Origin of the sequence: Herbidospora galbida, assembly GCF_005233835.1 — a bacterium.
Taxonomy (GTDB): domain Bacteria; phylum Actinomycetota; class Actinomycetes; order Streptosporangiales; family Streptosporangiaceae; genus Herbidospora; species Herbidospora galbida.
The window spans coordinates 1-24,496 of record NZ_SZQA01000030.1; the positions used below are offsets into that span (position 1 = coordinate 1).

Genomic DNA, 24,496 nt, shown 5'->3' on the forward strand with positions numbered 1-24,496 from the left:
CCGAACCCGGAAGTTAAGCCCTCCAGCGCCGATGGTACTGCACCGGGGACGGTGTGGGAGAGTAGGACACCGCCGGACAATCTTTATATCGAAGGCCCCGATCGTTGATCGGGGCCTTCGACGTTTCACGGGGGGTATTGCCCGGCCTTATGGCCGGGCTTTCTGCGTTTCTGAGGCGAACTCCGGCCCGAAGCGGCCACGTTCTTGCCTGGCGGCGCTTCGGGCTTTCGTCATTTCTAAGCAAGGCTCCGGCTGCTGAGGTCACCTTTTATGGCTGGCCGCACGGTCGGGCCTTCGTCGTTTCGAGCGTGGATGTTGAACCTCCGCCGGCGTGTCACGGATGTGCGTGTGGCATGGCGGCTTCCAGGTTTCGCGGGGCCTTTTTGTACCCTGGTCGTGCGGCCGGGGTTTCGTCATTTCTGCGGGAGAACCGGATCCCTTGAAAGCCGCCGGTCGGGCGTTCGGCGTGTCCCGGGTGTGTGCGAGGCATGCGGCTCCCGTATCGCCAGAGCCTGGCCACGCAGCCCCGATGCGTTCGCCTGCGAGAGGCACTGCGGAGTTCGGCCCATGGGATAGACACTCTCGTCGCCCGGCCAGGCTCTGTCATTTCAGGGCTCGTGCAGGAGCAGCGGCGTCTCTACGTGTTCTGAGGCGACGTCAGCTGCCGGCCTCCGCGGCGAGCTTCAGCACGTGGTTCGCCGCCGCGCTCGCGCCGTCAGTTCGGATCCTCCCCGCCAGACCGGCCGCGTTGTTCGCGATGTCGGGCCACAGGGCCTCGCTCAGGGACACGGTCAACGATTCGGCCGTCGGCACACCGGGCGGGTGCGCGATGCCCACGTTGAGGCGGTGGATCTGCTCGGCCCAGTAGTACTGGTCGTACACCTGCGGAACCACCACCTGAGGCGTGCCGGCCAGCGCGGCCGCCGTCGTCGTCCCGGCGCCGCCGTGGTGCACGACCGCGGCCACCCGGGAGAAGAGCGCCTGCTGGTTCACTTCGCCGATCGACAGGACCTCCGGCCCCGGTGATTCCGGCAGCAGGTCGGCCCAGCCCCGGGAGAGGATCGCCCTTCGTCCGGTCGCCCTGGCCGCTTCGAGCATCGCCTCGGCCAGCCCTCGGGGAGCGCGGATGCTGCCGAAGCCGAAGTAGACGGGTGGGTCGCCGGCGTCCAGGAACGCCGACAGCTCGGAGGACAGAGGGCGTTCGTCGGGGAGGATCCACGCCCCTGTCTGCACGACGTCGCCGCCCGGCTCGGGCCAGGGCGCCAAGGTCGGGTCGGCGGCCAGGAGGGGGTGGTCGGCGAAGATGTGGGCGCGTACATCGGAGACGGGGGTCAAGCCCAGTGTCGTGCGGTGGTTGTTCAGGGCGGCTCCGAAGTTGGTCGTGAAGCGGGCGGCGTCCTCGGCCCACAGCGTGCGGTTGTCGCCGTCGACGGGCGGACGGCCGGGGGCGGGCGCCGGGGCGTGGTGGACGGAGGGCAGGACGATCGGGCAGAAGGCCGTGAAGACGTACGGGATCTTCAGGACCTCGGCGACCGAGCGGGCGGCCACCTGGATGGCAGTGGCGGCCACGATGAGGTCGCAGTCCTTCGCGGCGGTCATGACGGTCTCGAACTGGGCCGTCACGGAGGCCTCCGCCAGGCGGCGGAGCTGCTCCGGAGACGGCGGCGTGGCGTTCGCGGGCGGGGTGGCGGCGGTCAGCGTGCGGAGTTCGGGGCCGATCGGGGTGACCGGCATGCCGAGGCTCTCGATCCAGTCGCGGAAGTCGGGCGGGACGCACAGGCGGACCTCCTGGCCGAGGGCCCGGAGTTGCGTGGCGAGCGCCACCAGCGGCTGGACGTCGCCCCGCGAGCCGATGGTCGACAGCAGTACGCGCATGGGTGTTTTCCCCCTGGAAGTGGTTCGGGCCACCGATTGTGAGGGGTCATGGGGGTCTTGCGGCAAGCCCGGGAGTCGGCTATAGGTTGAAAGTGGCGGGGAGTGTGAGGTGCCCCCGCAGTCTTCGCCTTCGGTGCCCGACGGGCATTCCCGCATATATGGCGCTCCGGTGGGCACGGGTAGTTCCCATGATCTGTGCAATTCGTCCGGGGGATCCGGTTGGTCACGCTCTGTGGTCGGAGTTCGTTGTCCAGCGAATTGATTCGGCGCTCGAATAATCTGTTTAGCGAATGCCGCATTTCCGCCACAATGGTGCTCATCGTCGATCTGGTTATCTGACCTTCCAGCAGGCGGAAGCTCGTCGGGTTACCCTTGAATGGCTGGTCGGTAAACGAATCTACGGTGCAGGCGCGCATGTCACGGGGCTACTGACGACCCGCGACAAAGAGAATCCCATGTATAGGCGTGTCGAGTCGCCATAAGAGAATGGTCGGTTAGCGTCCCTTGTGTCGGGACAAACCCGGAAAGGACGAAGCCGATGGGGGCAGTGCGCAAGGTGGCGACCTACCTTGGCCTGGGCGGAGCCGAGCAATATTCGGAAGAGCCCTATGGGGAAGAGGAATACGACGACGATTGGATGCCGGCCTCCGAAAGGGCGGCAAAACGCTGGCAGCCGACGGGCGAACCGTCGCGAATCGTGATGGTACGTCCGAGGAAGTACGACGACGCGCTCACCGTGGGCCGTCACTTCCGCGACGGCCACACGATCGTGATGGACGTCGCGACGATGTCGACCATGGAGGCGACCAGAATGGTCGACTTCGCGGCCGGCCTCGCCTACGGCTGTGAGGGTCGCATCGAGCGGATCGCCGACAAGGTGTTCCTGCTCACGCCGTCGAACGTTGAGGTGACCACCGCTTAACGGTCACTTCGCCGAGCGGGTGGAGAGGCGACGCCGAGGCCTCTCACCACCCACCCCTCGCCGGCCCCTCCGCCGGCCGCACACGTAAACCGTCCGACACCCAGGGCATGTTCCGACCAGCCCCGACCGACCATTTCGACCCGGCTTGCGATGGGATTCCGCAGGCCGGGTCTCTCATTTTCTCCGGCCCTTTCCGGGGAAATGTGGATATTCCCCCGGACATTTCAGCCGGCGCGGGGTCCGCGCTTCAGCAGCCGACCCACCTCGGCCACGTCGGACATCGCCTGGTCTCGGCGCGTTTTGGCCTCGCGGGCATATTCGTGCAGGGCCCAGACCGCCGAAGTGGCGAGTTCGTGGAGTTCGGCCACTTGTGCGTTGACCAATGCCAGATCGGCCTTCTCGCGGCCGCGGAAGCGCCACAACAGCCACGCCCCCAAAGCGCCTATTCCGACCCCGACGACCGCCAGGATCATCGAGAACACGAAACCCAGCGTGAAGACGACCAGGCCGCCGACGGCGGCCAGATAGCCGGGCATGGGCGACGGCCGCCGGGGGATGTAACCGGCCATGATGCGGCGCTCCGCGTCGGCCATCGCCTCGGGGTCGGGGCCGTCGGGGCGCAGCATGATCGAGTGGCCCAGGATCGGCAGGACCAGCGTCTCGGGCTGCTCGGTGTCGGTGCGGTCGGCGAGGTGGGCGGCGGCGGTGCCGATCGCGGGGGCCGCGACGTGGAGCGCGAGCGCGGCCAAGTAGGGGTCGGCGCCGGGCTTCAGGTCGTCGAGCAGGTGACCGTTCAGGGAGCTCAACGGACCCCCGGCCTCCGGGGAGCCGACGAGGGCCGACAGCACCGCCATCGGCTCGGTGTCGGGCCACACCGCGCGGGTCTGGGGCAGCGCGCCCGTGGGCGGCGGTACGGAGGTGATCTCCTCGCACCGGTGGCGGAGCCTGGCCAGCCGGGCGGCGGCCTGCACGGGGCCGCCCAGCGCCGGGATCTGGGCCAGCTCGGGGAAGTCGGCCAGCGACGGCGGCACCACCAGGCCCGGTTCGGCCGGGACGAGCGCCTTCAGCCACACGTCGTCGTCGTGGAGCACGTCGACGGCGTCGAGCTTGCGCAGCACGAAGATCTTGCCGGCCGGACCGTAGGCCCCCCTGGCGGCGGCCAGCCACAGCGCGCGCTGGCCCGCCGTCACCGGGCGTTCGGACGACAGGTCGCCGAAGGCGGTGCCGAGCCACGAGGCGTGGATGCGGTCGCCGTGGCCGCAGACGGCTAAGGCCAGGCACAGGAACAGCGCCGTCTTGGCGCCGTCGAGCTGGGCCGCCTCGGACAGCGGCTCCATCGCGTCGTCGCCGCTGAGGATCAGCGCCAGGGCCCGCACTGCGGGGGAGAGCCAGTAGCCCGGGACGTCGATCGCCCCGGGCGGTGGCGGCGGCGCGCCGCCGTCGGCGGTGAGGTGGACGAGCAGCGCCTCGGCGTAGCGGTGCAGCTCTGTGGCGTCGGCGCTGCCGGACGACTCCGGCCGGGCTGTTACATCCATGCTCACGCGCTGACTCCCCCACGGCAGGTGGACGTCTGCTTTACGCTCCGCAGACGCTCCCTTGACCGCGCCCACACTAGACGGCCGTGACCTGTTCGTGTTCTAAGGCGCGCCGATCTGTGGATTTCACATGCGCTCGGGCGCCGTGATCCCCAGCAGGTCGAGCCCCTGCAGCAGCACCCGGAGGGTCAGCTGCGACAGCGCGAGGCGGGACTGGCGCTCCTCCTCGGAGTCTGCCTTGAGCACCGGGCAGTTCTCGAAGAAGGTCGTGAACGCGCTGGCCAGGTCGAACAGGTAGGCGCACAGGCGGTGGGGCTCGTTGCGCGCGCCCACTTCGGCGACGACCGGGGCGAAGCCCAGCAGTTCGAGGGCGAGGGCGCGCTCGGCCGGGTGGGTGATGACGATCGGGCCGTAGGAGGCGGCCGGGTCGTATTCGCCGCGCCGGAAGATGGAGCGGATGCGCGCGGTGGCGTACTGGAGGTAGGGGCCGGTGTTGCCGGTCAGGGCGAGCATGCGGTCGAAGTCGAAGACGTATTCGCTGTCGTGGCTGACCGACAGGTCGGCGTACTTCACCGCGCCCATGCCGACGGCGTGGGCGATCTCGGTGCGGGTGGCCTCGTCGTATTCGCGGTCGGCCAGCACGGCGGCCGCCCTGGTCTCGGCCTCGTCGAGGAGTTCGAGCAGCTTGATGGACTTGCCGGCCCTGGTCTTGAACATCTTGCCGTCGCTGCCGAGCACACTGCCGATCTGCACGTGCTCCGCCGAGACGTGGTCGGGCAGCCAGCCGGCCATCTTCGCCGAGGCGAACAGCATCTGCATGTGCAGCGACTGGGTGACGCCGATGACGTAGAGGAGGCGGTCGGCCTTCAGGTCCTGGACGCGGTAGCGCATGGTGGCCATGTCGGTGGTCGCATAGCCGTAGCCGCCGTCGGACTTCCTGATCATGAACGGGAGGGGGGCGCCCTCACGTCCGGTGAAGCCGGGCGGGAACACGCACAGCGCGCCGTCACTGATCTCGGCGATGCCTCGTTCCTGCAGCTCGTCGCAGACCTGGGCGAGGGCGTGGTTGTACATGCTCTCGCCGGCGATGTCGTCGTCGGTCAGGGTGACGCCGAGCTGGGTGTAGACCTTGTTGAAGTAGCGGACCGTGGCGTCCATGAAGATGCGCCACAGGCGCATCGTCTCGGGGTCTTCGGCCTGCAGGGTCACCACGCGGGCGCGGGCCCTGCGGTTGAACTCGGCGTCGGCGTCGAACTTGGCGCGGGCGGCCTGGTAGTAGTCGTTGCCGTTGCCGGCCTCGAGCTGCGCGACCGCCGCCTCCTCGCCGATGTCGAGGAGGTGCTCGATGAGCATGCCGAACGGGGTGCCCCAGTCGCCGAGGTGGTTCTGCCTGACGACCCGGTTGCCGAGATGCTCCTGTACGCGGACCAGCGCGTCGCCCACGACGGTGGTGCGCAGGTGGCCGACGTGCATCTCCTTGGCCGCGTTGGGCGCGGAGTAGTCGACCACGACCGTCTTCGACGGGAGCTCGCGGGCCACGCCGAGCCGGTCGTCGGTGAGCAGGGCGCCGGCTTCGGCGGCGATCCAGGTGTCGTGGAAGCGCAGGTTGAGGAACCCCGGGCCGCTCACCTCGACGGTGCCGGGCAGGTCGAGGTTGGCGGCGATCTCCTGGGCCACATCTCGCGGCGCGCGTCGGAGTCGCTTGGCCAGGCTCATCGCGACGTTCGCCTGGTAGTCGGCGAACTGGGAGGGCCTGATCAGCGGATCCTCGGCGGCGTATTCCTGGCCGAACGCGGTGGCCAGCGCCTGCTGGACACGCTCGGCGAGCACGAGTTGTGGGTCGGTCATACACAAAGCCTAGCGACGCGCAACCGCCGTCGTCGCCAGGGTTACCGCCGGTCGGAGAACCACAGCCGGTGGGACCGGGGGATGGCCGCGATGCGCTCGCCGACCTTTCCGACGACGCCCTCGGCGGCCAGCCGGGCGGCCAGCTCGCAGGCGGCCGCGACGCCCTTGGCGCGCGAGGAACCGTGCGCGATCACCACGCAGCCGTTGAGGCCGAGGAGCACCGCGCCGCCGTGCGCCTCGGGGTCGAGGCGTTCGTAGAGGCCGCGCAGGCGGGGACGCTGGAGGAGGCCGCCGATCCTGGCCACGGTGCTGCCGTCGACGGCCTGGCGGAGCTGGCCGAAGGCGTAGCGGACGCTGCCCTCCATGGTCTTGAGCGCCACGTTGCCCGTGAAGCCGTCGGCGACGATGACCTCGACGCGGCCCGACAGCAGGTCGTGCCCCTCGACGTTGCCGGCGAAGCGGATGCCGGGGGCGGCCTCCAGCAGCTCGTGGGCCCGTTTGACGACCTTGTTGCCCTTCTCGGCCTCGGCGCCGATGGTGAGCAGGCCGACGCGGGGGTTGTCGTGGCCGAGGGCGGTGGCGACGTAGGCGACGCCGAGGTGGGCGAACTGGACCAGCATCTCGGGCTTGGCGTCGGCGTTGGCGCCCGCGTCGAGCAGGATCGTCGGGTCTGGCACGGTGGGCAGGGCGACCGCGATGGCGGGGCGGAGCACGCCGGGCTGGGTCTTGAGGCGCAGTTTGGCGGTGGCGACGACGCCGCCCGTCGAACCGGCCGACACGACCGCCGACGCGTCGCCCTTCCGGACGAGGTGGCAGGCCACGGCGATGCTGGAGCGGGGGCGGCGGAGACTGGCCAGGGCGCCCTCGTCCATGGAGATCGCCTCTTCGGCGCGGACGATGGGGATCTCGGATGCGGCGCCGTAGCGGGTCAGGAGGTCGTGGAGCGGCCGGGGTTCGCCGACCAGCACGACCGGGATCCCGAGCTCTCTGACGGCCACGACGGCCCCCGCCACGATCTGTTCTGGCGCGTGGTCGCCGCCCATGGCGTCGAGCGCGACCGGCGACGATACGGCCACAGCGCCATCCAATCGATCCGGGAATCTCAGTGAATGGTAGGCGGGGCGGGTTGATGCGCCGTCCGTCGGCTCGCGTGTCGTTGAGGCAGATTCCCGTCGCGAGTCACGGCCGTCCTTCGGCCGTCCGCGCCTCGCTCAGCGCAGATTCGGGTCCCACACCTTGCGGGACACGATGACCTTGGAGAAGGCCGCGTTGCCCGTCACCCGGATCACCGGACCGTCGTCCTTCTCGCCGCCCGAGACGATCCGCTTCGCGAAGACCGCGCTGCCGTCGTCGATGACGTTCGCGTTGTCGGGCACTCGGATGATCACCTTGCTGAACGCGGCGCTGATGTCGACGGTGATCTCGCGGCCGGGGAGCACCGCGTCGCCCAAGTCGATGATCAGGGCGCCGAAGCGGGCCCGGAGGCGCAGGTGGCGGCCGGGCACCCAGCGGCCGTTCTTGATGACCTTGCTGAACGCGGCGGTGATGTTCTTGCGGCCGACGTCGGCCGGGGCGGTGGTCGCGACGGTCGAGGGCAGGTCCTTGGTGATCGGGACCAGTTCGCCCATGGTGACCGCGCCGTAGGTGGCCTCGAGACGGTCGGCGTGCTCGGCCGTGGTGAGGCGGCCGGTGGCCAGGCCTTCGGCGATGATCGCCGCGACCCGGTCGCGGTCGGCGTCGGAGGCGCGCTGACCTGCGTCTTCTGTCGTCACATGACCCAGATTACCCCTATTCGAGATATGTCGCGAGAGGCAATAATCATGACTACGGCCTTTACCAAATCCTGAATTCGGCTGTCGGGACGGGCCGATACCGGTATAGAGGATGCCCAGACGCCTGACAGGCCTCCTTGGTTTACACGGGATCGGAAAAACTACCGAGAAGGGAAGGCCGAGTGATCTTCAACGAGGGAACCCGCGGCTTCCGGGCTTACACGACGAAACATCTCGACGACCTGCTTCGCGAGAAGGCCGGGTTCGGCGAGGAGGCGCGGCTACGGGTCCGCGCGGTGGCGACGGTGCTGCCGTTCCGCACCAACGCCTACGTCGTCGACGAGCTCATCGACTGGTCTGCGGTCCCCGACGATCCGATCTATCGGCTCGTCTTTCCTCAAGAGGACATGCTGCCCGAAGCGGATGTCTCCCGTCTGGCGAACCTCATCAGGACGAACGCCCCGGTCAAGCAGCTGACCGCGGCGGCCAACGAGGTGCGCATGGGGCTCAACCCCCATCCGGCCGGTCAGCTTGACCTGAACGTGCCCAAGATCGGCGACGAGCCGGTGCCCGGTATGCAGCACAAATACCCCGAGACCGTGCTGTTCTTCCCCAAGCAGGGGCAGACCTGCCACGCCTACTGCACCTACTGCTTCCGCTGGGCCCAGTTCATCGGCGAGCCCGATCTGAAGTTCGCCTCCGGCGACGTCGACGCGCTCGTCGGCTACATCCGCCGTCACCCCGAGGTGACGTCGGTGCTGTTCACCGGCGGCGACCCCATGATCATGGGAGAGGCGGTGCTGCGCCGCTACGTCGAGCCGCTGCTCGACCTGCCGCAGATCGACTCGATCCGCATCGGCACCAAGTCCCTGGCCTACTGGCCCGGCCGGTTCGTCACCGACCCCGACGCCGACGACACCCTCAAGCTGTTCGAGCAGGTGGTCAGGTCGGGCAAGAACCTCGCGTTCATGGCGCACTTCTCGCACCCTCGGGAGCTCGAACCCCAAGCGGTGGGTTCGGCCGTGCGGCGAATCCTGGACACCGGCGCCACGGTCCGGACCCAGGCCCCCCTCATCCGCACGATCAACGACGACGCGGCCACCTGGGCGCACATGTGGCGCCGGCAGAACGCGATGGGCATGGTGCCCTATTACATGTTCGTCGAGCGGGACACCGGGCCGCAGGACTACTTCGCGGTGCCGCTGGCCGACGCGTACGAGACCTTCAGAGACGCCTATGCCCAGGTCTCCGGTCTCTGCCGGACGGTCAGAGGTCCCTCGATGTCGGCCACCCCCGGCAAGGTCTGCGTCGACGGCGTGACCGAGATCAACGGGCAGCGCGTGTTCGTGCTCCACTTCATCCAGGCCCGCGACCCCGAGTTGGTCGGCCGTCCCTTCTTCGCCCGGTACGACCCCACCGCCGTCTGGCTGACCGACCTGCGGCCCGCGTTCGCCGACCGCTTCCCCTTCGAGCCGGCGGCTCCGGTCGCGGCCTGACCCCAAGGAGACGGAAAACAATTCCCCCCGGCCCGGGAGCCGCGTTTACCGTGCCTTTCTCCCGGGCCGGATGTGAATTCCCACCATGTGCCGCGAAGTCGGGCGTCCTCCAGCCCGTCGGCGTTGTGACTCCCGGTCACCGGGCCGTTTCTCGTGGTGATAGAAATTCGGCCTAGCCAATCGGCCGGCGCGAACCCGCGCCGGTTACGCGGGGGTTCTCGGTTCCCGTTCCCTGACCTGGGACGGGACTCAGGAGGCATTTACATGAAGCGAATGATCAAGGCAGCCATCGTCGTCGCGACCTTCGGCGTCGCAGCGATGTTCGCCGCGCCCGCTCAGGCCGCGGACGACCCGATCTCCAGCCTGCTCGGCGGCGCCGGCGGCAACCCGGTCTCCGGCCTGCTCAACGGCCTGCCGGTCGGCGGCCAGCTCCCGGGTCTCCCGGGCGCCAACCCGGTCGGGCAGCTCACCGGCGCCCTGCCCGCCCTCCCGGGCGCGAGCCTGCCGGTGCAGGCCACCCCGATGACCGCGCGCAGCAACGACGTCTCGACCCAGCTCGCCCCCGCGCTGGACGCCCTCACCGGCGCCGCGGGCCAGATCGCCGGTGGAGCCGACCAGATCAGCGGCGCCAGCAAGGACCTGACCGGTTCGGCCACCCAGGTGAGCAAGGCCGCCCAGGGTCTGTCGGGCGCGGTCAAGAACATCGTCTCGGGCACCCGCTAAGTGCCTCTCGGACACGTTGGCGTGGCCACGTCAACGTTTCCGTACCTCTGACATGTGAAAACGGCCGGTGCCTTCGGGAGGCACCGGCCGTTTTCAGTTTGCCCAGGGGCGCACGGAGGTGCGCCTGGCGATCTGTGCCTGCAGTCTGGCCATCTGCCAGTGCAGTTCGATGAGCTGCTCGGTCAGCAGGGCAGGTGAAAGTTCAGACGGGTCTTCGTCGGCCAGATGATCGATGGCCGTCACCAGCTCACTCATCCCGCCCTCCCAGTGCATCGGCGTTCCTTAGATCGAATCCCCGTTCGAATCATAATGGAACACCGGGCGCAGCGGCATCAGCTTTCGTACACCGGTGCGATGAATCCGCGCGCGAGGGTGTGGGCGGTGATGTTGAAGCCCACCACGGCCGGGTTGGCGTCGGGGTCGACCCCGAGCTTGTCGGTGTCGAGGGCGTGCACGGCGAACAGGTAGCGGTGCGGCAGCCCGGGGGGCGGCGCGGCGCCGCCGTACTCCTTGAGGCCGTAGTCGTTCCTGGTGTGTACGGCGCCCGCCGGCAGCCCCGCGAAGTCGGGCCCGTTGCCGGCGCCCTCGGGGAGCTCGGTGACCGAGGCCGGGATGTCGAACACGAGCCAGTGCCAGAAGCCGCTGCCCGTGGGGGCGTCGGGGTCGAAGCAGGTGACCGCGTAGCTCTGGGTGCCCTCGGGGGCGCCCGACCACGTCAGGCGCGGGGAGACGTTCTCGCCGGAGAAGCCCCAGTCGTTGAAGACGTGGCGGTCGGGCAGCGTCGCGCCGTCGGTCAGCCCGGAGGCCTCGACGGTGAGCGCCGGGACCTCCGGCAGGTGGTCGTAGGGAATGGGTGCTGGCGTCGGCATGGCCGCTTCTCCGCTCGGGATAGGTCGCGATCTTCTGCGGGCCTATCCTCTACCACTCACGCCTTGTTGTAGGCGCCGATCACCTCGGCCGGGTCGCCGTCCATCTTGATCTTGCCCTTGTGCAGCCAGATGACCCGGTTGCAGGTCTCCTCGATGACGTCGAGGTTGTGGGCGACCAGGAAGACGGTGCCGGCCGACTCGCGCATTTGCATGATGCGCTTCTGGGAGCGCTTGCGGAACTCGCGGTCACCGGTGGCCAGTGCCTCGTCGATCAGCAGCACGTCGTGTACCTTCGCCGACGCGATGGCGAACCGCAGGCGGGCGCCCATGCCCGACGAGTAGGTGGACATGGGGAACTGGACGAACTCCCCGATGCCCGAGAAGTCGACGATCTCGTCGTACTTGGCCCTGACCTCCGAAGGGGTCATGCCCATCGCGTAGCAGCCGAGGGTGATGTTGCGCTCGCCCGTGAGCTCCTTCATCAGGGCGGCGTTCACGCCCAGGAGCGAGGGCTGGCCGTCGGTGTAGACGGCGCCCGAGTGCGGCGGCAGCAGCCCGGCGATGGCGCGCAGCAGGGTCGACTTGCCCGAGCCGTTGCGGCCGATGATGCCGATCGCGTCGCCGTGGCGGGCCACGAAGGAGACGCCCTTCACGGCGTGGACCTCGCGCATCTGCGGGCGGCCCTGGCGCTTCACCAGTCGCAGGAGGGCGGTGGCGGCGTTGCCCTTCTCCTCGGCCGAGGTCGCACCGTAGACCTTGTAGACGATGTGGAGGTCGTCGACGATGACGGTCGGAGTGCCGGTGGCCGACGACTTCGCGGTCGCCTCCTGCTCTTCGGCGGTCAACGGCCACACCCTTTCCATCGCCATCGGCTTCGCCTCAGCCACGTCCGTACCTCTCTTCGGCGCGCCAGAAGTACCAGAATCCGATGACAAGGGCGAACACGGCCCAGAATATGGCAGTCGTCCAGGCCCACTGGGGCGGGGTGTGGCTTTGGATCAGCAGGTCACGCATGAGCTCGATGTAGGCCGCGGCCGGGTTGAGCTCCATGATGTACTGCACGAACGCCAGGGACTCGGGCAGGTCGGCGACCCGGTCGGGGATGCTGAAGAAGACGCCCGAGGCGTAGAGCCACGTCCGCATGATGAACGGGAGCAGCTGGTTCATGTCGCGGGCGAAGGCGCCGACGCGGGCCATGAAGAGGCTGGCTCCGATGTTGAAGGTGAGCTGGAGCAGCAGCGCGACCGGGATGAGCAGCCAGTAGAGGGTGAGCGGCTCGCCGGTGAGGAGCACGATCCCGATGAGCACCAGCATCGACCACAGCAGCTGCTGGAGTTCCTGCACCGCGTAGGCCAGCGGCAGCGCGGCTCTCGGGAAGTGGAGCGCCCGGATCAGCGACAGGTTGTTCGAGATCGACTTGGCGCCGCCGCTGACGGTCCGCTGGGTGAAGGTGAAGATGAAGACGCCGGTGATCAGGAAGGCCGTGTAGTTGGAGATGTCCTTCTTCTGATCGAGGATGACGCCGAACATCAGGTAGTAGACGCCGGCGTTCAGAAGCGGCGTGAGGAGCTGCCAGAGCTGGCCCAGCATCGACTGGCTGTATTTGGAGACGTTGCGCGACGTCGCGTACTTGAGCACGAAGTGCCGGCGGGCCCAGAGCTGCCCCACGTAGAAAGGCAGGCTCGGGCGCGCGATCGCGCGACGGAGGCCGTGACGCTTCGCGAGCGCGGCCAGCGATTCCGTCGCTGCGCCGCCCTGCGCGTCCGCGACGGCGGAATCCGGCTGGCTCATGGCAAGGACTCTATTGGATGCTGGTGAACGAGAAGCCTGCGATGGTCATCCGTTGGCTCCTCGTGGGGTCGGGCGAAGCCGCCGGTGGCGGGGGTGCCACGGCTTGGTCAAAGGTAGCCCACCAGGTCCTGATATGGGGACAACGCCACGATGGGTACCGCAAAGGTCGTACCGTGTCTCTACCAGTACACGGACATGTGTACCTTTGTGGGAGTTTTGGAGCAGTTTAAGAGGTTTGAGGCGACCTTCTTGGTATGCGTGTGACGCCCGACTGACGCACGTGTGACCGAACTGCAACGCAGCAGAGACAACACTGCGGTGTGTGGTGAGGGATGCTCGCGGACGACTGGCAGGGCGTCAGCTCGTTTGACCGTGTCTGCAAATCTGAGGTCCCCACAAGGGCCCGAGGGTGCGCCGACCTGGACATCTCGCAGCTCAGCGCCAACGCCCATCCTTTGAGGGAGGATCTACTCACTATGCGCGTATTCAAGGGCGCACAGATCATCGCCGGCACTGCCGTGCTGGCGCTCGGCCTGGCCGCCTGTGGCGGCGGCGACGAGGCCACCGACCCTGCCGCGAGTGGCGAGGGAGCCGCCGCCGCGCCGGTCGTTGTCGAGATCGGCGAGCCGCAGCACGAGCTCGTCCCGGGTAACACCGCCGAGACCAACGGCGCCGAGGTGCTCAACGCCCTGTTCATCGGCCTGGTCAACTACGACGCTGACAAGAAGCCGATCAACCAGATCGCCGAGTCCATCACCTCTGACGACCAGACCAACTGGACGATCAAGCTGAAGGACGGCTACAAGTTCCACGACGGCACCCCGGTCGACGCCCAGAGCTTCGTCGACTCCTGGAACTACACCGCCAACGGCGCGAACGCGTACGAGGCCAACTACTTCATGGGTTCCATCACCGGCTACGACGAGATGAACCCGGTCGACCCCGACGGCGAAGGCCCGCAGGAGGCCCCCGCGGCCACCGCGACCAGCCTCACCGGCCTCAAGGTCGTCGACCCGCTGACCTTCACGGTTCAGCTGAAGAACCCCTTCTCGGGCTTCCCCACGATGCTGGGCTACACCGCCTTCTACCCGATGCCCAAGGCCGCCTTCGGCCCTGACGGCAAGGTGACCGCCGCCTACGGCGAGTCCCCCATCGGCAACGGCCCCTTCAAGATGGCCAAGCCGTGGAAGCGCGGCGTCGAGACCAAGATCTCCCTGGTCCGCAACGACGACTACGCCGAGGCCAAGGCCAAGGTCGAGGCCGTCGACTTCGCGATCTACACCGACCTGAACACCGCCTACCGCGACCTGCAGGCCGGCAACATCGACATCATGGACCAGCTCCCGCCGGAGGTCATCGCCTCCGCCAAGGCCGAGCTGGGCGACCGCTACATCGAGCAGCCCTCCTCGGGCATCGGCTACCTGGGCTTCCCGACCAAGGTCGGCGCCGACTACGCCAAGAGCCCCGAGCTGCGCAAGGCCATCTCGATGGCCATCGACCGCAAGACCATCACCACGCAGGTCTTCTCCGGCACCCGTGTTCCGGCCGACGACTTCATCTCCCCGGTCGTGGCGGGCTACCGTCAGGGCGCCTGCGGCGAGGCCTGCACCTACGACCCGGTGAAGGCCAAGGAGCTGTGGGACGCCAACGGCGGCGCGCAGGCCGGCACGATCGAGCTGGGCTACAACGCCGACGGCGCGCACAAGGAGTGGATCGAGGCCGTCGCGAACAACCTCCGCACCAACCTCGGCGCCACCGTTGAGCCGAAGCCGGTCGAGAAGTTCGCCACCATCCTCGACGACCTGGGCGCGGACAAGTGGAAGGGCCTCTTCCGGATGGCCTGGATCATGGACTACCCGTCGCCGGAGAACTACCTCAAGCCGATCTTCGCGGCCAACGCCGGCTCCAACTACTCGGGGTTCAACAACAAGGACTTCGAGGAGCTGCTGAAGAAGGCCGACTCGGCTCCCACGGTCGAAGAGGGCATCGCGTCCTACCAGGCCGCTGACGACATCCTGCTGAAGGAACTGCCCTACATCCCGGTCTACTTCTACCAGACCAACGCGGCCTTCTCCTCGAACGTGAAGAACGTCAAGATCGACCCGTTCGAGCGCATCGACATCGTGAACGTCGAAAGGGCCTAAGACGGCATCCAACCCGGGCGGCGGAACCCCTTGAGCCGCCCGGGATGGACCTTCACTCTTGGGGCAGCCCTACTCGGTTGCGGTGGGGCTGCCCTTCGTCATGATCGGGAGACCGAATGGGCCGCTACGTTGTCAGGCGCCTGCTCCAGGCGATCCCTGTGCTGCTTGGCACCACGTTTCTCATCTTCACGCTCGTCTACTGGCTCCCCGGCGACCCCATTCAGGCTCTCGCCGGAGACCGGGCGGTCGACCCGGTGTTCCGGGCCACCATGCGTGAGATGTTCCATCTGGACGAACCCCTGGTAGTCCAGTACGGCTACTACATCCAGGGCATCCTCACCGGAGACTTCGGAACGACCTTCCGAGGACTGCCGGTCTCCACCATTTTCGAAGGCAAGTTCCAGATCACCCTGAACCTGGCCATGACGGCCCTGGTGATCGAGGCGATCGTCGGCATCGGCCTGGGCCTCATCGCCGCGCTGCGCCGCGGCAAGGCCGCCGACACGGCGATCCTCGCCTTCACGCTGCTGCTGGTGTCGATCCCGACGCTGGTCAGCGGCTTCGTGCTCCAGCTCGTGCTGGGGCTGCAACTGAAGACCTCCACGGGCATCGACTTCTTCCCCGTGGCCGGCACCTCCGAAGGCTGGCGCAGCTACCTGCTGCCGGGCATCGTGCTGGCCGGAACGTCGATCGCGTACCTGACACGACTGACCCGGACGAGCCTGATGGAGACGCTGCGGGCCGACTACGTGCGGACCGCCGTCGCCAAGGGCATGCCACGGCGAAGAGTGCTGGGCAGACACGCGCTGCGCAACTCGCTGATCCCGCTCGTCACCTATCTGGGCGCCGACCTCGGCACCCTGATGAGCGGCGCGGTGATCACCGAGACGATCTTCAACCTCAACGGCATCGGCCGACAGCTCGTCGACTCGGTCTACCTGTCGGAGAACTCGGTGGTCGTCGGCATCGTGACCGTCCTTGTGCTGATCTTCATCGCCGCCAACCTGATCGTCGACCTCCTGTACGCCGTCCTCGACCCCAGGATCCGCTATGAGTGACACGCTCACCGAGCAGAAGCCCAAATCGGTCAAGCCGCCGAAGCAGAAGAAACCGGCGAGCCTGTGGTCGGACGCGTGGTACGACCTGCGGCGGAGCAAGGTCTTCATCATCGCCGCCGTCATGATCGCGATCCTCGTGGTCATGTCGATCATTCCGGGTCTGTTCTCTTCGGTCAACGCATTTGATCCGACCACGTGCGACCTGACCAAGGCCCGCCAGGGCGTGAGCGCGGCGCACATCTTCGGCACCGACAACCAGGGCTGCGACACCTACTCCCGGGTCATCTACGGCGCCCGGATCTCGATCATGGTGGGCGTGTTCTCGACCGTGGTCACCACGCTCATCGGCGGTCTCCTCGGCCTGCTGGCCGGGTTCTACGGCCGGTGGACCGACACGATCCTGTCGCGCGTCGCGGAGATCTTCTTCGCGATCCCCTCGACCCTGGGCGCGCTGCTGATCCTGGCCCTCGTCGGCCGGGACAACGCGGGCATCTGGACCGTGGTGCTGGCCCTGTCGGTGCTCGCCTGGCCGATGGTGCTGCGCATCATGCGGGCGGCGGTCATGTCGGCCAAGAGCCAGGACTACGTCCTCGCGGCGAGGGCGCTGGGCGCCGGTCCCGGCCGGCTCATGGGCCGGCACATCCTGCCGAACGCCCTGGCCCCGGTGATCGTCGTGGCGACCATGAACATGGGCGTCTTCATCGCCGCCGAGGCCGCGCTGTCGTTCCTCGGCGTCGGCATCCAGTCGCCCGACATCTCGTGGGGTCTGATGATCGCCGACGCGCGCAACCGGTTCCTCCAGGCCCCGGAGGCGCTGTTGTTCCCGGCCCTGTTCCTGAGCCTCACGGTGCTGGCGTTCGTCATGCTCGGCGACGCCGTCCGCGACGCTCTCGACCCGAAGCTTCGATAGGAGGGGGCGTACATGAAGAACCCGTCCGTCGACACGCACCTGCTTCCGGCCGACAGCGGCACGATCGGCACCGAGCCGCTGCTCGCGGTCGACAACCTGCACGTGGAGTTCTCCACGCGGCAGGGCGTGGCCCGCGCGGTCAACGGCGTGTCCTACGCGCTCAACGCCGGGGAGACCCTCGCGGTGCTGGGCGAGTCGGGCTCCGGCAAGTCGGTGACGGCCCAGGCCATCATGGGCATCCTCGACATGCCGCCGGCGCGCATCCCCAAGGGTGAGATCCGCTTCCGGGGGACCGACCTCCTCCAGCTGTCGGAGGCCCAGCGCAGCCAGATCCGCGGCCAGCAGATCGCGATGATCTTCCAGGACGCCCTCTCGGCGCTCAACCCGGTGTTCACCGTGGGCTGGCAGATCGCCGAGATGTTCCGCGTCCACAAGGGCATGTCGAAGAAGGCGGCCTACGCCAAGGCCGTCGAGCTGATGGACCGGGTCCGCATCCCGGCCGCCAAGCAGCGCGTCAACGACTACCCGCACCAGTTCTCGGGCGGCATGCGCCAGCGCATCATGATCGCGATGTCGATCGCGCTCGACCCCGAGGTGCTCATCGCCGACGAGCCCACGACCGCCCTGGACGTCACCGTGCAGGCCCAGATCATGGAGCTGCTGGCCGAACTCCAGCGCGAGAGCAACATGGGCCTGATCCTGATCACCCACGACCTCGGCGTCGTCGCCGACGTCGCGGACAAGATCGCGGTCATGTACGGCGGCCGCATCGTCGAGAACGCCCCGGTGCACGACATCTACAGCAACGCCGCGCACCCGTACACGAAGGGCCTGCTCGAGTCGATCCCCCGGGTCGACATGAAGGGCCAGGAGCTGTACGCCATCAAGGGCCTGCCGCCCAACCTGCTCGACATGCCGACGGGTTGTGCCTTCCACCCCCGCTGCCCGTTCCGCCAGGACAACTGCGTCACCGACGTCCCGGCGCTGCACGAGATCAGCGGTACGCGCAGCAGCGCGTGCCACTACTGGAGGGAGGTCCTCGATGGCACCGCAGGGTGACCCCATCCTCGAGGTCCGCGACCTGGTCAAGCACTTCCCGCTGACGCAGGGGATCGTCATGAAGCGCCAGATCGGCGCGATCAAGGCGGTCGACGGCGTCAGCTTCGACCTGCGCCGGGGCGAGACCCTCGGCGTGGTCGGCGAGTCGGGCTGCGGCAAGTCGACGCTGGCCAAGCTGCTGATGGCGCTTGAGAAGCCGACGTCCGGTTCGGTCAAGGTCAACGGCGAGCTCGTCGACGTCCACAGGGGCAGCAACCTGAAGCGGTTCCGGCGCAACATCCAGATGGTGATGCAGGACCCGTACACGTCGCTGAACCCGCGTATGACGGTCGGCGACATCATCGGCGAGCCCTACGAGATCCACACCGAGGTGGCGCCGAAGGGCGACCGCCGCAAGAAGGTGCAGGACCTGCTGGAGGTGGTCGGCCTCAACCCCGACCACATCAACCGCTACCCGCACCAGTTCTCCGGTGGTCAGCGGCAGCGCATCGGCATCGCGCGTGGGCTGGCGCTGCAGCCTGAGATCATCATCTGCGACGAGCCGGTCTCCGCGCTCGACGTGTCGATCCAGGCGCAGGTCATCAACCTGCTGGAGCGGCTGCAGTCGGAGTTCGGGCTGGCGTACATCTTCATCGCGCACGACCTGTCGGTGGTGCGGCACATCTCCGACCGCGTGGCGGTGATGTATCTCGGGAAGATCGTGGAGATCGGCAAGGACACCGAGATCTACGACAAGCCGAGCCACCCCTACACGCAGGCGCTGCTGTCGGCCGTGCCGGTGCCCAACCCGGAGGGCCGGGAGACGCGCGAGCGGATCATCCTGCAGGGTGACCCGCCGTCGCCGGCCAACCCGCCGTCGGGGTGCCGGTTCCGGACCCGGTGCTGGAAGGCGCAGGAGATCTGCGCCGTCGAGGAGCCGCTGCTGCAGATCCGTCCCGGTACGGACCACGAGAGCGCCTGCCACTTCGCCGAGGTCCACGACGTGGTGCACGCCTCGTAACCCGGAGATTCTGTTACGCGGAGTAACGGAAAAGGCCCCCGCTGGATCCAGGCGGGGGCCTTTTCGCAAGTGGTGCGCGAGAACTAGCGAACCGAGACGGCGCTGACCGGCAGCAGGCCGGTGACGGTGCCGACGCCCGGGACGCCCGGGACCGAGGGCAGCTGCGGCAGCGGCAGGCCCTGGGTGGCGCCGCCGACGACCTGGCCGACCACGCCGGGCAGGCTCTTGACCAGGCCGCAGACCGGAGCGAGCAGGGTGGCCAGCACGGGGAGGCCGGTGAGGTGCTCGGGCGACGACACGCACTGCGTGTTGAGCAGGTTGGTGACGGGCGTGTCGGCGTGCGCCATGCTGGCGGGGGCGACGACGACGAGACCAGCGGCGGCCGAGGTGACGACGATGCGGCGGATCATATGTGTTTCTCCCTGAGGTAAGTCCGGGCGGCTGAGCACGCGGATGACTACTCTGTGTAGTCAGAGACATGTCTACCCGGTCTTTCGTAAGGGGAGGACCCCCCATCCGGTCAGGGAGCGGCAAGGAAGCCGCAATGGTCAGGCGCGAAGCGCCAGCCTCGCCACCAACGCGGCGACAAGGAGCAACAGGACAGACCAGATCAACGGCCCCGAACCGGTAGATCTGGCCGGGCCCGTGACGCTCGCCTGCCGGGGCCGCGTCGCCATCGCCGCCCGCCGGGGCGCGCCGGCCACCAGCAGCGCCCGCCGCGCGTTGGCCACCCGGTGCCCGTAGGCGTCGTCGCGCCGCCCCGCGTTCGACCAGACCGCGCCCTGCAGGATCGCCCGGCGTACGTCGGACACGCCCATGCCCGGGTGCCGGGCCTTCACGAGGGCGGCGATGCCCGCCACGAACGCGGCGGCCGAACTGGTGCCGTCGCCGACCACGTAGGAGCCGCGGGCGTCGGCGCTCACGATGCCGGTGCCGGGGGCGGTCACCGAGACGTAGCTCCGCCGGTTGGAGAACGGCGCAGGGCCGAGCCGCTGGTCGACCGCGCCGACCGCGATCACCCCCGGATAGGCGGCCGGATAGGTGGGCCGGTTGGCGCCCGCGCCGTCGTTGCCGGCCGAGGCCACCAGCACCACGCCCTTCGACAGGGCGTGGCGGACCGCCGCCGCCTCGTCGGGGCTGCCCTCATAGCTGCCGTCGGCGCCGCCGAGCGACATGCTCACCACGTCGGCGCCGTGGTCGACGGCCCAGCGGATGCCCCGGGCGACCGCGCCCCTGACCTGCCGCGCGACGCGGGGGTCGGCGCGGGCCGGGTCATGGGTCTCCAGGGTCACCCGGATCGACAGCACCGTCGCGCGGGGGGCCACCCCGACCACCCCGAGGTCTCCGCCGGGGCCGTGGCCGCGCCCGGCGATCAGGCTGGCCATCGACGTGCCGTGATGGGCGATGTGGGTGGTCCCGGCCCCCGTCAGGTCGGGACCCTCGACGACCGCGCCGGCCAGGTCGGGGTGGCGGGCGTCGACGCCGGTGTCGAGGACGGCCACCGTGACGCCCTCGCCCCGGCTCAGCTCCCATGCGGCCGGTACGCCCATGACCTCCAACGGCCACTGCCGCTCCCGGGCCGCCGCCCCCGGATCGTCGGCGACCGCGGGCGGCGCGACGACGAATCCGGCGAGCAGACAGACCACGGCAAGCAGCGAGAACGGCTTGGCCAGGAAGGTCACGGCGGCCTATTCTGGCACGCTCACGCCCGCTGATCTGACCTTTCCGTGAACATTCAAATACAATGCGTTATGTCCGGGCGGGAGAAAGACGTACGTGCGCACCCGGCGGCAACCCCAGCCGCTGGGCGGCGTCGCCGGCGTTGACGGCCACGGCCACCAGACCGGCCGAGTCGGTGAAGGCCACCAGGTCTCCCGGCGGAACCGCGGCGAACGTGTCGCGGTAGGGGACGGCCAGCTGGCGGCGGCCGAGCCAGACGGCCAGGGTGTCGCCGTCGCGGACCCCCAGGAAGCCGAGGTCGGCGGCGGTGATCGAGAGCTGGACGTTGCCGTGGCGGTCGACCGAGAGCACCTCGCCCTCGCACGCGCCGTCGCGCAGCCGGGAGGTCGGCTCGGGCAGCGTCACCAGCTCGCGCGGCGGGATCGGGGTGCCGAGCCCGGCCACCTTTCGGCCCGCCACCACGTGGGCGGCGACCGGGCAGAAGATGTCACGCCCGTGGAAGGTCCGGGACACCGGCTTGAGCCAGACGTCCTCGTTGGTGAGCTCGTAGGCCCCGGTCGCGCCGCCGACGGCGTGCACCGCCCACGAGAGCACCCCGTTGTCGGGCCCCACGAACACCCGCCCGCCCGCCTCGATCGCGACCGCCCGCCGGGTGCTCGACCCCACCGACGGGTCGACCACCGCGATGTGCACTCCACGGGGCAGGTAGGGGATCGTCTGGGCGAGGATCGCGGCCCCGCGCCGGACGTCGCCCGCGGGGACGAGATGGCCGACGTCGATGATCCGGGCCTCGGGGGCGATACCGGCGATAACGCCGTGACACGCGGCCACGAAACCGTCTTCGAGACCGTAGTCGGTCAGGAGAGTGATAACAGGCGTCACACCTGGTGACATTACGTTGCCTCCCCGGAAAATGGCGACAGTTAGCATTGCCCGTGTGGACGGTCTCTCCCCTCAAGACAGGGACATCCTCGCGTTCGAGGGCGGCTGGTGGCGTCACCCGGGCGCGAAGGAGCAGGCGATCAAAGACACCTTCGGCATGTCCACCACCCGCTACTACCAGGTGCTCGCCGGTCTGATCGACCGCCCCGAGGCGCTGGCCGCCGATCCGGCGCTGGTCAACCGCCTGCGCGAGCGCCGCGACGCCCGCCGCCGGGGACGCGGCCGGTCAGCTTGAGTTCAGATCGCGTTAACCTGCGATTGACAGAGTGACCGTCGCACGACGAAAGGGGCGAAACGTGGGGGACATGCCGGACGTCCGGACCGAAAGCGGCCGGGCCGGTCTTGAGGCGATGGTGAACGACCCGGGCGGCGCCGTCATCGGCCTCGACTTCGACGGCACCCTGTCCCCGATCGTCACCGACCCCTCCGCGGCCTGGATCCACCCCGCCGCGCCCTCGGCGCTGATCCGGCTGGCCGAGGTGGTGCGCCGCATCGCGGTCGTCACCGGCCGCCCGCCGGGCACCGCGCTCGCCCTGGGCGACACCCCCGAGGGCCCCGACCTGGTCGAGGTCCCCGGCCTGGTCATCCTGGGGCAGTACGGCATCGAGCGCTGGGAGGGCGGGGAGATCACCTCGCCGCCCCCGCCGGCCGGGCTGACGAAGATCCGCGCCGAGCTGCCCGCCCTGCTGTCGGGCCTCGAAGGCGTGACGATCGAAGACAAGGGGCGCGCGCTGGCCGTCCACACCCGGAGCTGTCCCGACCCCGACGCGGCGCTGGAGGCGCTGCGGGCGCCGCTCGTCGAGCTGGCCGCCGTCAACGGGCTGGTCGTCGAGCCCGGCCGCAAGGTGCTGGAGCTGCGCGGGCCCGGGGTCGACAAGGGCAAGGCGCTCAAGGAGCTCCTCGCCGCCGAGCGGGCCCGCTCGGTCATGTTCGTCGGCGACGATCTGGGCGACCTGGCCGCCTTCGAGGCGGTCGCCTCGGTGGACATTCCCGGCGTACGGGTCTGCTCGGGATCGGCCGAGGTCACCGCACTGGCCGAGCAGGCCGACGTCGTGGTCGACGGCCCCGACGGCGTCGTCGCGTTCCTCGAAGATCTCCTCAAGTCGATTGCAAGCCGCGAGCAGTAGCGTCGGCGCCATGATCTCCAGAACACTGGCGGCGGCCGCCGCCGGCCTGGCCCTGGCGGCACTCGTCCCCTCCCCGGCCGCCGCCGCTCCCGGCACCAAGTCGGTCCACCTGCGCAACGGCCTGACCATCAGGGTCCCGGCGACCTGGAAGGTCTACAAGGTCGCCAAGGACTACACGCGCGTGGTCACCGGCGTCTGCCCGACCGTCGGGACCCGCAACTTCGGCTACCGCGACTCCGGCTGCCGCAGCTTCTGGGTGTTCGGCCCGGCCGCGATCAGGGTCGGTCACGAGACCTTCAACCCCTACGACCCGAGCCGCCCCTACAGCCCGGCGACCGACGTCGGCCCCTGCGTCTACGACAAGAAGCTGTGGATGAGCTCGTTCAAGACCAAGCCCGTGGTCAAGGGCTACCGGCTCGTCGGCGCCGGCCACAACGCCCACTACCGCGAGTGGAAGGGCAACTGCGTGTACGGCCCGCCCAACTACGACTTCGCCGGCACCTTCACCCAGCGCGAGTGGTACCTGCCGCAGTCGAAGATCCTCATCGTCGACCAGTGGAAGACGCCGGGCCTGGCGACCATCCTCAGAAAGTCGACCTGGAACTGAGCAGGCCGCCGGCCGCGAGGCCGAGCAGCGCGGGGGCCAGCAGGAACGCCGCGTGGGTGCCGAAGGCGTCGCCGAGCGCGCCGAGGACGAACGGCCCGGTGCCCGAGCCGACCCCCGCCCACACCGACGCGATCCCGCTGGCCTGGTCGGGCCGGCCGCCCGAGGTCTCGATCATCCGGGTCAGGCCCAGCGGGAACAGCATGCCGATGCCGACGCCGCTGATCGCCAGCCCGATGTAGCCGACGGCCACGGCGGTCGTCGACCAGAAGACCGCCCAGCCGGCCAGCGTCACGGCCATGGTGCCGAGGAAGACCTGCCAGACCGGGTAGCGCAGGGTGAGCGCGGCGCCGCCGAAGCGTCCGGCGGCGATGCCGCAGAGCATGGCGGTCAGGCCGGTGGCCGCCTCGGCCAGGGTCAGGCCGGTCCGCTGGGAGAACAGCTCGGCGGCGAAGAGGTTGAAGGTGAACTCGACGGCCACGCAGCAGAGCAGCACCGCGCCGGCGAAGTGGAAGCGCCAGCCGAACGGCTGCCTCGTCCGCCGCGTCGCGTGCTCGGCCGGGATCTCGGGGAACCAGATCCGGCCCATCGCGAACGTGAGCACGGCGGTGAGCACGACCGGGATGAACATGGCCGCCCGCCAGCCCAGCACCGACTCGGCCAGCAGGCTGAACGCGTAGGTGGCCGGGATGCCCGCGAGGACGCCGACCGCGTTGGCCTCGCTGATCGACGCCGGTCCGGCCGGGCCGTGGTGGTCGCTGAGGGCGGCCATGGAGACGTACAGGGCGATGGCGGCGAAGCCGCCGGCGATCGTGTACCCGGCCAGGGTGAAGGGGAGCGTCGGGCCGAGACCCACCAGCAGCATGCCCGCGTTCATGCCGCCGATCCCGATCCAGACGGCGGCGCGGCGGCCGTGGCGGCGGGTCAGCCAGGGCAGCGACAGGCCCGTCGCGATGCTGCCGACGGCCATGCCGGTGCCGTGCAGCCCGGCGACCGCCTGGGTGACGCCGAGTTCGGCGCGCAGGGTGGGGAGCGCCGACGACAGGCCGTAGAGGTACGTGGAGAACGTCGCCAGCATCAGATAGACGAACCAGGTGGGCCGGTCCCTCGTGAACGTGATCGCAGGCGTGGACACCGGCAT

Annotated in this window: 24 protein-coding genes and 1 rRNA gene; 12 read left to right on the top strand and 13 right to left on the bottom strand. The window is 69.0% G+C overall.

Annotated elements, in window-relative coordinates; translation table 11 throughout:
* Window positions 1–78 (top strand): 5S ribosomal RNA (gene rrf / locus FDA94_RS26795); the annotation flags it as partial.
* A gap of 579 nt (window positions 79–657) precedes the next feature.
* Here the strand turns inward: rrf and FDA94_RS26800 are convergent.
* The gene (locus FDA94_RS26800) at window positions 658–1,875 is read right to left on the bottom strand and encodes a glycosyltransferase (RefSeq protein WP_137249851.1); all 1,218 of its coding nucleotides are present in this window, start codon (window positions 1,873–1,875) and stop codon (window positions 658–660) included.
* A gap of 538 nt (window positions 1,876–2,413) precedes the next feature.
* Here FDA94_RS26800 and FDA94_RS26810 point away from each other — a divergent pair.
* Window positions 2,414–2,797, top strand: a complete 384-nt coding sequence (locus FDA94_RS26810) for a cell division protein SepF (RefSeq protein ID WP_137249853.1) — start codon at window positions 2,414–2,416, stop codon at window positions 2,795–2,797.
* 224 nt (window positions 2,798–3,021) lie between these two features.
* Here FDA94_RS26810 and FDA94_RS26815 read toward each other — a convergent pair whose 3' ends face one another.
* The 4 genes from FDA94_RS26815 to FDA94_RS26830 all read right to left on the bottom strand — a co-directional run bounded on the left by FDA94_RS26815 (window position 3,022) and on the right by FDA94_RS26830 (window position 7,952).
* Window positions 3,022–4,332 (bottom strand): hypothetical protein, encoded by a 1,311-nt coding sequence (locus tag FDA94_RS26815; protein WP_246060182.1) that lies wholly within the window; start codon window positions 4,330–4,332, stop codon window positions 3,022–3,024.
* Window positions 4,333–4,458: 126 nt separating this feature from the next.
* On the bottom strand, window positions 4,459–6,180 hold the full coding sequence (argS, locus tag FDA94_RS26820; protein WP_137249854.1) for an arginine--tRNA ligase: 1,722 nt from the start codon (window positions 6,178–6,180) through the stop codon (window positions 4,459–4,461).
* A gap of 41 nt (window positions 6,181–6,221) precedes the next feature.
* Window positions 6,222–7,223 carry a phosphate acyltransferase PlsX gene (gene plsX, locus FDA94_RS26825; RefSeq protein WP_246060183.1) on the bottom strand — a complete coding sequence of 334 codons (1,002 nt, stop codon included), beginning with the start codon at window positions 7,221–7,223 and terminating at the stop codon, window positions 6,222–6,224.
* Between the two features lie 168 nt (window positions 7,224–7,391).
* Window positions 7,392–7,952 (bottom strand): DUF1707 SHOCT-like domain-containing protein, encoded by a 561-nt coding sequence (locus FDA94_RS26830; protein ID WP_137249856.1) that lies wholly within the window; start codon window positions 7,950–7,952, stop codon window positions 7,392–7,394.
* A gap of 182 nt (window positions 7,953–8,134) precedes the next feature.
* On the opposite strand from FDA94_RS26830, the gene FDA94_RS26835 reads away from it, so the two are divergent.
* Entirely contained in the window at window positions 8,135–9,448 is a 1,314-nt protein-coding gene (locus FDA94_RS26835) for a KamA family radical SAM protein (RefSeq protein WP_137249857.1), read from the top strand.
* Between the two features lie 264 nt (window positions 9,449–9,712).
* Window positions 9,713–10,171, top strand: a complete 459-nt coding sequence (locus FDA94_RS39460) for a hypothetical protein (RefSeq protein WP_170991140.1) — start codon at window positions 9,713–9,715, stop codon at window positions 10,169–10,171.
* Between the two features lie 93 nt (window positions 10,172–10,264).
* Here FDA94_RS39460 and FDA94_RS39465 read toward each other — a convergent pair whose 3' ends face one another.
* The 4 genes from FDA94_RS39465 to FDA94_RS26850 all read right to left on the bottom strand — a co-directional run bounded on the left by FDA94_RS39465 (window position 10,265) and on the right by FDA94_RS26850 (window position 12,831).
* Window positions 10,265–10,426: a hypothetical protein gene (locus tag FDA94_RS39465; RefSeq protein WP_231515393.1), complete on the bottom strand. Its 162-nt coding sequence runs from the start codon at window positions 10,424–10,426 to the stop codon at window positions 10,265–10,267.
* Window positions 10,427–10,503: 77 nt separating this feature from the next.
* Window positions 10,504–11,040, bottom strand: coding sequence for a YbhB/YbcL family Raf kinase inhibitor-like protein (locus tag FDA94_RS26840; RefSeq protein ID WP_137249858.1), 537 nt, complete (start codon window positions 11,038–11,040; stop codon window positions 10,504–10,506).
* A 56-nt stretch (window positions 11,041–11,096) separates the two neighbouring features.
* The gene (locus tag FDA94_RS26845) at window positions 11,097–11,927 is read right to left on the bottom strand and encodes an ABC transporter ATP-binding protein (RefSeq protein WP_246060172.1); all 831 of its coding nucleotides are present in this window, start codon (window positions 11,925–11,927) and stop codon (window positions 11,097–11,099) included.
* The gene (locus FDA94_RS26850) at window positions 11,920–12,831 is read right to left on the bottom strand and encodes an ABC transporter permease (protein ID WP_137249859.1); all 912 of its coding nucleotides are present in this window, start codon (window positions 12,829–12,831) and stop codon (window positions 11,920–11,922) included. The genes FDA94_RS26845 and FDA94_RS26850 overlap by 8 nt, the downstream gene beginning before the upstream one ends.
* 476 nt (window positions 12,832–13,307) lie before the next feature.
* Here FDA94_RS26850 and FDA94_RS26855 point away from each other — a divergent pair, with 476 nt between their 5' ends.
* The 5 genes from FDA94_RS26855 to FDA94_RS26875 all read left to right on the top strand — a co-directional run bounded on the left by FDA94_RS26855 (window position 13,308) and on the right by FDA94_RS26875 (window position 19,002).
* Window positions 13,308–14,975 (top strand): peptide ABC transporter substrate-binding protein, encoded by a 1,668-nt coding sequence (locus FDA94_RS26855; protein WP_137249860.1) that lies wholly within the window; start codon window positions 13,308–13,310, stop codon window positions 14,973–14,975.
* Window positions 14,976–15,091: 116 nt separating this feature from the next.
* A complete protein-coding gene (locus FDA94_RS26860; protein ID WP_137249861.1) occupies window positions 15,092–16,033 on the top strand; it encodes an ABC transporter permease in 942 nt (313 codons plus the stop codon).
* Window positions 16,026–16,943 (top strand): ABC transporter permease, encoded by a 918-nt coding sequence (locus FDA94_RS26865; protein ID WP_137249862.1) that lies wholly within the window; start codon window positions 16,026–16,028, stop codon window positions 16,941–16,943. Before FDA94_RS26860 ends, FDA94_RS26865 begins: the two co-directional genes overlap by 8 nt.
* Before the next feature lie 12 nt (window positions 16,944–16,955).
* On the top strand, window positions 16,956–18,002 hold the full coding sequence (locus FDA94_RS26870; protein ID WP_137249863.1) for an ABC transporter ATP-binding protein: 1,047 nt from the start codon (window positions 16,956–16,958) through the stop codon (window positions 18,000–18,002).
* Window positions 17,986–19,002 (top strand): ABC transporter ATP-binding protein, encoded by a 1,017-nt coding sequence (locus FDA94_RS26875; protein WP_137249864.1) that lies wholly within the window; start codon window positions 17,986–17,988, stop codon window positions 19,000–19,002. Before FDA94_RS26870 ends, FDA94_RS26875 begins: the two co-directional genes overlap by 17 nt.
* An 83-nt stretch (window positions 19,003–19,085) precedes the next feature.
* On the opposite strand, the gene FDA94_RS26880 is transcribed toward FDA94_RS26875, so the two are convergent.
* From FDA94_RS26880 to FDA94_RS26890, 3 genes are all read right to left on the bottom strand, one after another.
* The gene (locus FDA94_RS26880) at window positions 19,086–19,412 is read right to left on the bottom strand and encodes a hypothetical protein (RefSeq protein ID WP_137249865.1); all 327 of its coding nucleotides are present in this window, start codon (window positions 19,410–19,412) and stop codon (window positions 19,086–19,088) included.
* Between the two features lie 138 nt (window positions 19,413–19,550).
* Window positions 19,551–20,684: a S8 family serine peptidase gene (locus FDA94_RS26885; protein WP_137249866.1), complete on the bottom strand. Its 1,134-nt coding sequence runs from the start codon at window positions 20,682–20,684 to the stop codon at window positions 19,551–19,553.
* 67 nt (window positions 20,685–20,751) lie between these two features.
* Window positions 20,752–21,564 (bottom strand): SAM hydrolase/SAM-dependent halogenase family protein, encoded by an 813-nt coding sequence (locus FDA94_RS26890; RefSeq protein WP_246060173.1) that lies wholly within the window; start codon window positions 21,562–21,564, stop codon window positions 20,752–20,754.
* A 55-nt stretch (window positions 21,565–21,619) separates the two neighbouring features.
* Between FDA94_RS26890 and FDA94_RS26895 the strand changes: the two genes are divergently transcribed.
* The 3 genes from FDA94_RS26895 to FDA94_RS26905 all read left to right on the top strand — a co-directional run bounded on the left by FDA94_RS26895 (window position 21,620) and on the right by FDA94_RS26905 (window position 23,358).
* Window positions 21,620–21,859, top strand: coding sequence for a DUF3263 domain-containing protein (locus FDA94_RS26895; RefSeq protein WP_062439604.1), 240 nt, complete (start codon window positions 21,620–21,622; stop codon window positions 21,857–21,859).
* A gap of 70 nt (window positions 21,860–21,929) precedes the next feature.
* On the top strand, window positions 21,930–22,751 hold the full coding sequence (otsB, locus tag FDA94_RS26900; protein WP_137249868.1) for a trehalose-phosphatase: 822 nt from the start codon (window positions 21,930–21,932) through the stop codon (window positions 22,749–22,751).
* 10 nt (window positions 22,752–22,761) lie between these two features.
* Complete coding sequence (locus tag FDA94_RS26905; RefSeq protein WP_137249869.1) at window positions 22,762–23,358, top strand: hypothetical protein; 597 nt, start codon at window positions 22,762–22,764, stop codon at window positions 23,356–23,358.
* On the opposite strand, the gene FDA94_RS26910 is transcribed toward FDA94_RS26905, so the two are convergent.
* Window positions 23,336–24,490, bottom strand: coding sequence for an MFS transporter (locus tag FDA94_RS26910; RefSeq protein WP_170991142.1), 1,155 nt, complete (start codon window positions 24,488–24,490; stop codon window positions 23,336–23,338). The two genes, FDA94_RS26905 and FDA94_RS26910, sit on opposite strands and share 23 nt — an antisense overlap.
* Between the last annotated feature and the right edge of the window lie 6 nt (window positions 24,491–24,496).

Coding starts and splice junctions, on each gene's coding strand:
- FDA94_RS26800 (WP_137249851.1), bottom strand. CDS start 1,875: ATGCGCGTACTGCTGTCGACCATCGGCTCGCGGGGCGACGTCCAGCCG.
- FDA94_RS26810 (WP_137249853.1), top strand. CDS start 2,414: ATGGGGGCAGTGCGCAAGGTGGCGACCTACCTTGGCCTGGGCGGAGCC.
- FDA94_RS26815 (WP_246060182.1), bottom strand. CDS start 4,332: ATGGATGTAACAGCCCGGCCGGAGTCGTCCGGCAGCGCCGACGCCACA.
- argS (WP_137249854.1), bottom strand. CDS start 6,180: ATGACCGACCCACAACTCGTGCTCGCCGAGCGTGTCCAGCAGGCGCTG.
- plsX (WP_246060183.1), bottom strand. CDS start 7,223: ATGGGCGGCGACCACGCGCCAGAACAGATCGTGGCGGGGGCCGTCGTG.
- FDA94_RS39460 (WP_170991140.1), top strand. CDS start 9,713: ATGAAGCGAATGATCAAGGCAGCCATCGTCGTCGCGACCTTCGGCGTC.
- FDA94_RS39465 (WP_231515393.1), bottom strand. CDS start 10,426: ATGAGTGAGCTGGTGACGGCCATCGATCATCTGGCCGACGAAGACCCG.
- FDA94_RS26840 (WP_137249858.1), bottom strand. CDS start 11,040: ATGCCGACGCCAGCACCCATTCCCTACGACCACCTGCCGGAGGTCCCG.
- FDA94_RS26850 (WP_137249859.1), bottom strand. CDS start 12,831: ATGAGCCAGCCGGATTCCGCCGTCGCGGACGCGCAGGGCGGCGCAGCG.
- FDA94_RS26855 (WP_137249860.1), top strand. CDS start 13,308: ATGCGCGTATTCAAGGGCGCACAGATCATCGCCGGCACTGCCGTGCTG.
- FDA94_RS26860 (WP_137249861.1), top strand. CDS start 15,092: ATGGGCCGCTACGTTGTCAGGCGCCTGCTCCAGGCGATCCCTGTGCTG.
- FDA94_RS26865 (WP_137249862.1), top strand. CDS start 16,026: ATGAGTGACACGCTCACCGAGCAGAAGCCCAAATCGGTCAAGCCGCCG.
- FDA94_RS26870 (WP_137249863.1), top strand. CDS start 16,956: ATGAAGAACCCGTCCGTCGACACGCACCTGCTTCCGGCCGACAGCGGC.
- FDA94_RS26875 (WP_137249864.1), top strand. CDS start 17,986: ATGGCACCGCAGGGTGACCCCATCCTCGAGGTCCGCGACCTGGTCAAG.
- FDA94_RS26880 (WP_137249865.1), bottom strand. CDS start 19,412: ATGATCCGCCGCATCGTCGTCACCTCGGCCGCCGCTGGTCTCGTCGTC.
- otsB (WP_137249868.1), top strand. CDS start 21,930: ATGCCGGACGTCCGGACCGAAAGCGGCCGGGCCGGTCTTGAGGCGATG.
- FDA94_RS26905 (WP_137249869.1), top strand. CDS start 22,762: ATGATCTCCAGAACACTGGCGGCGGCCGCCGCCGGCCTGGCCCTGGCG.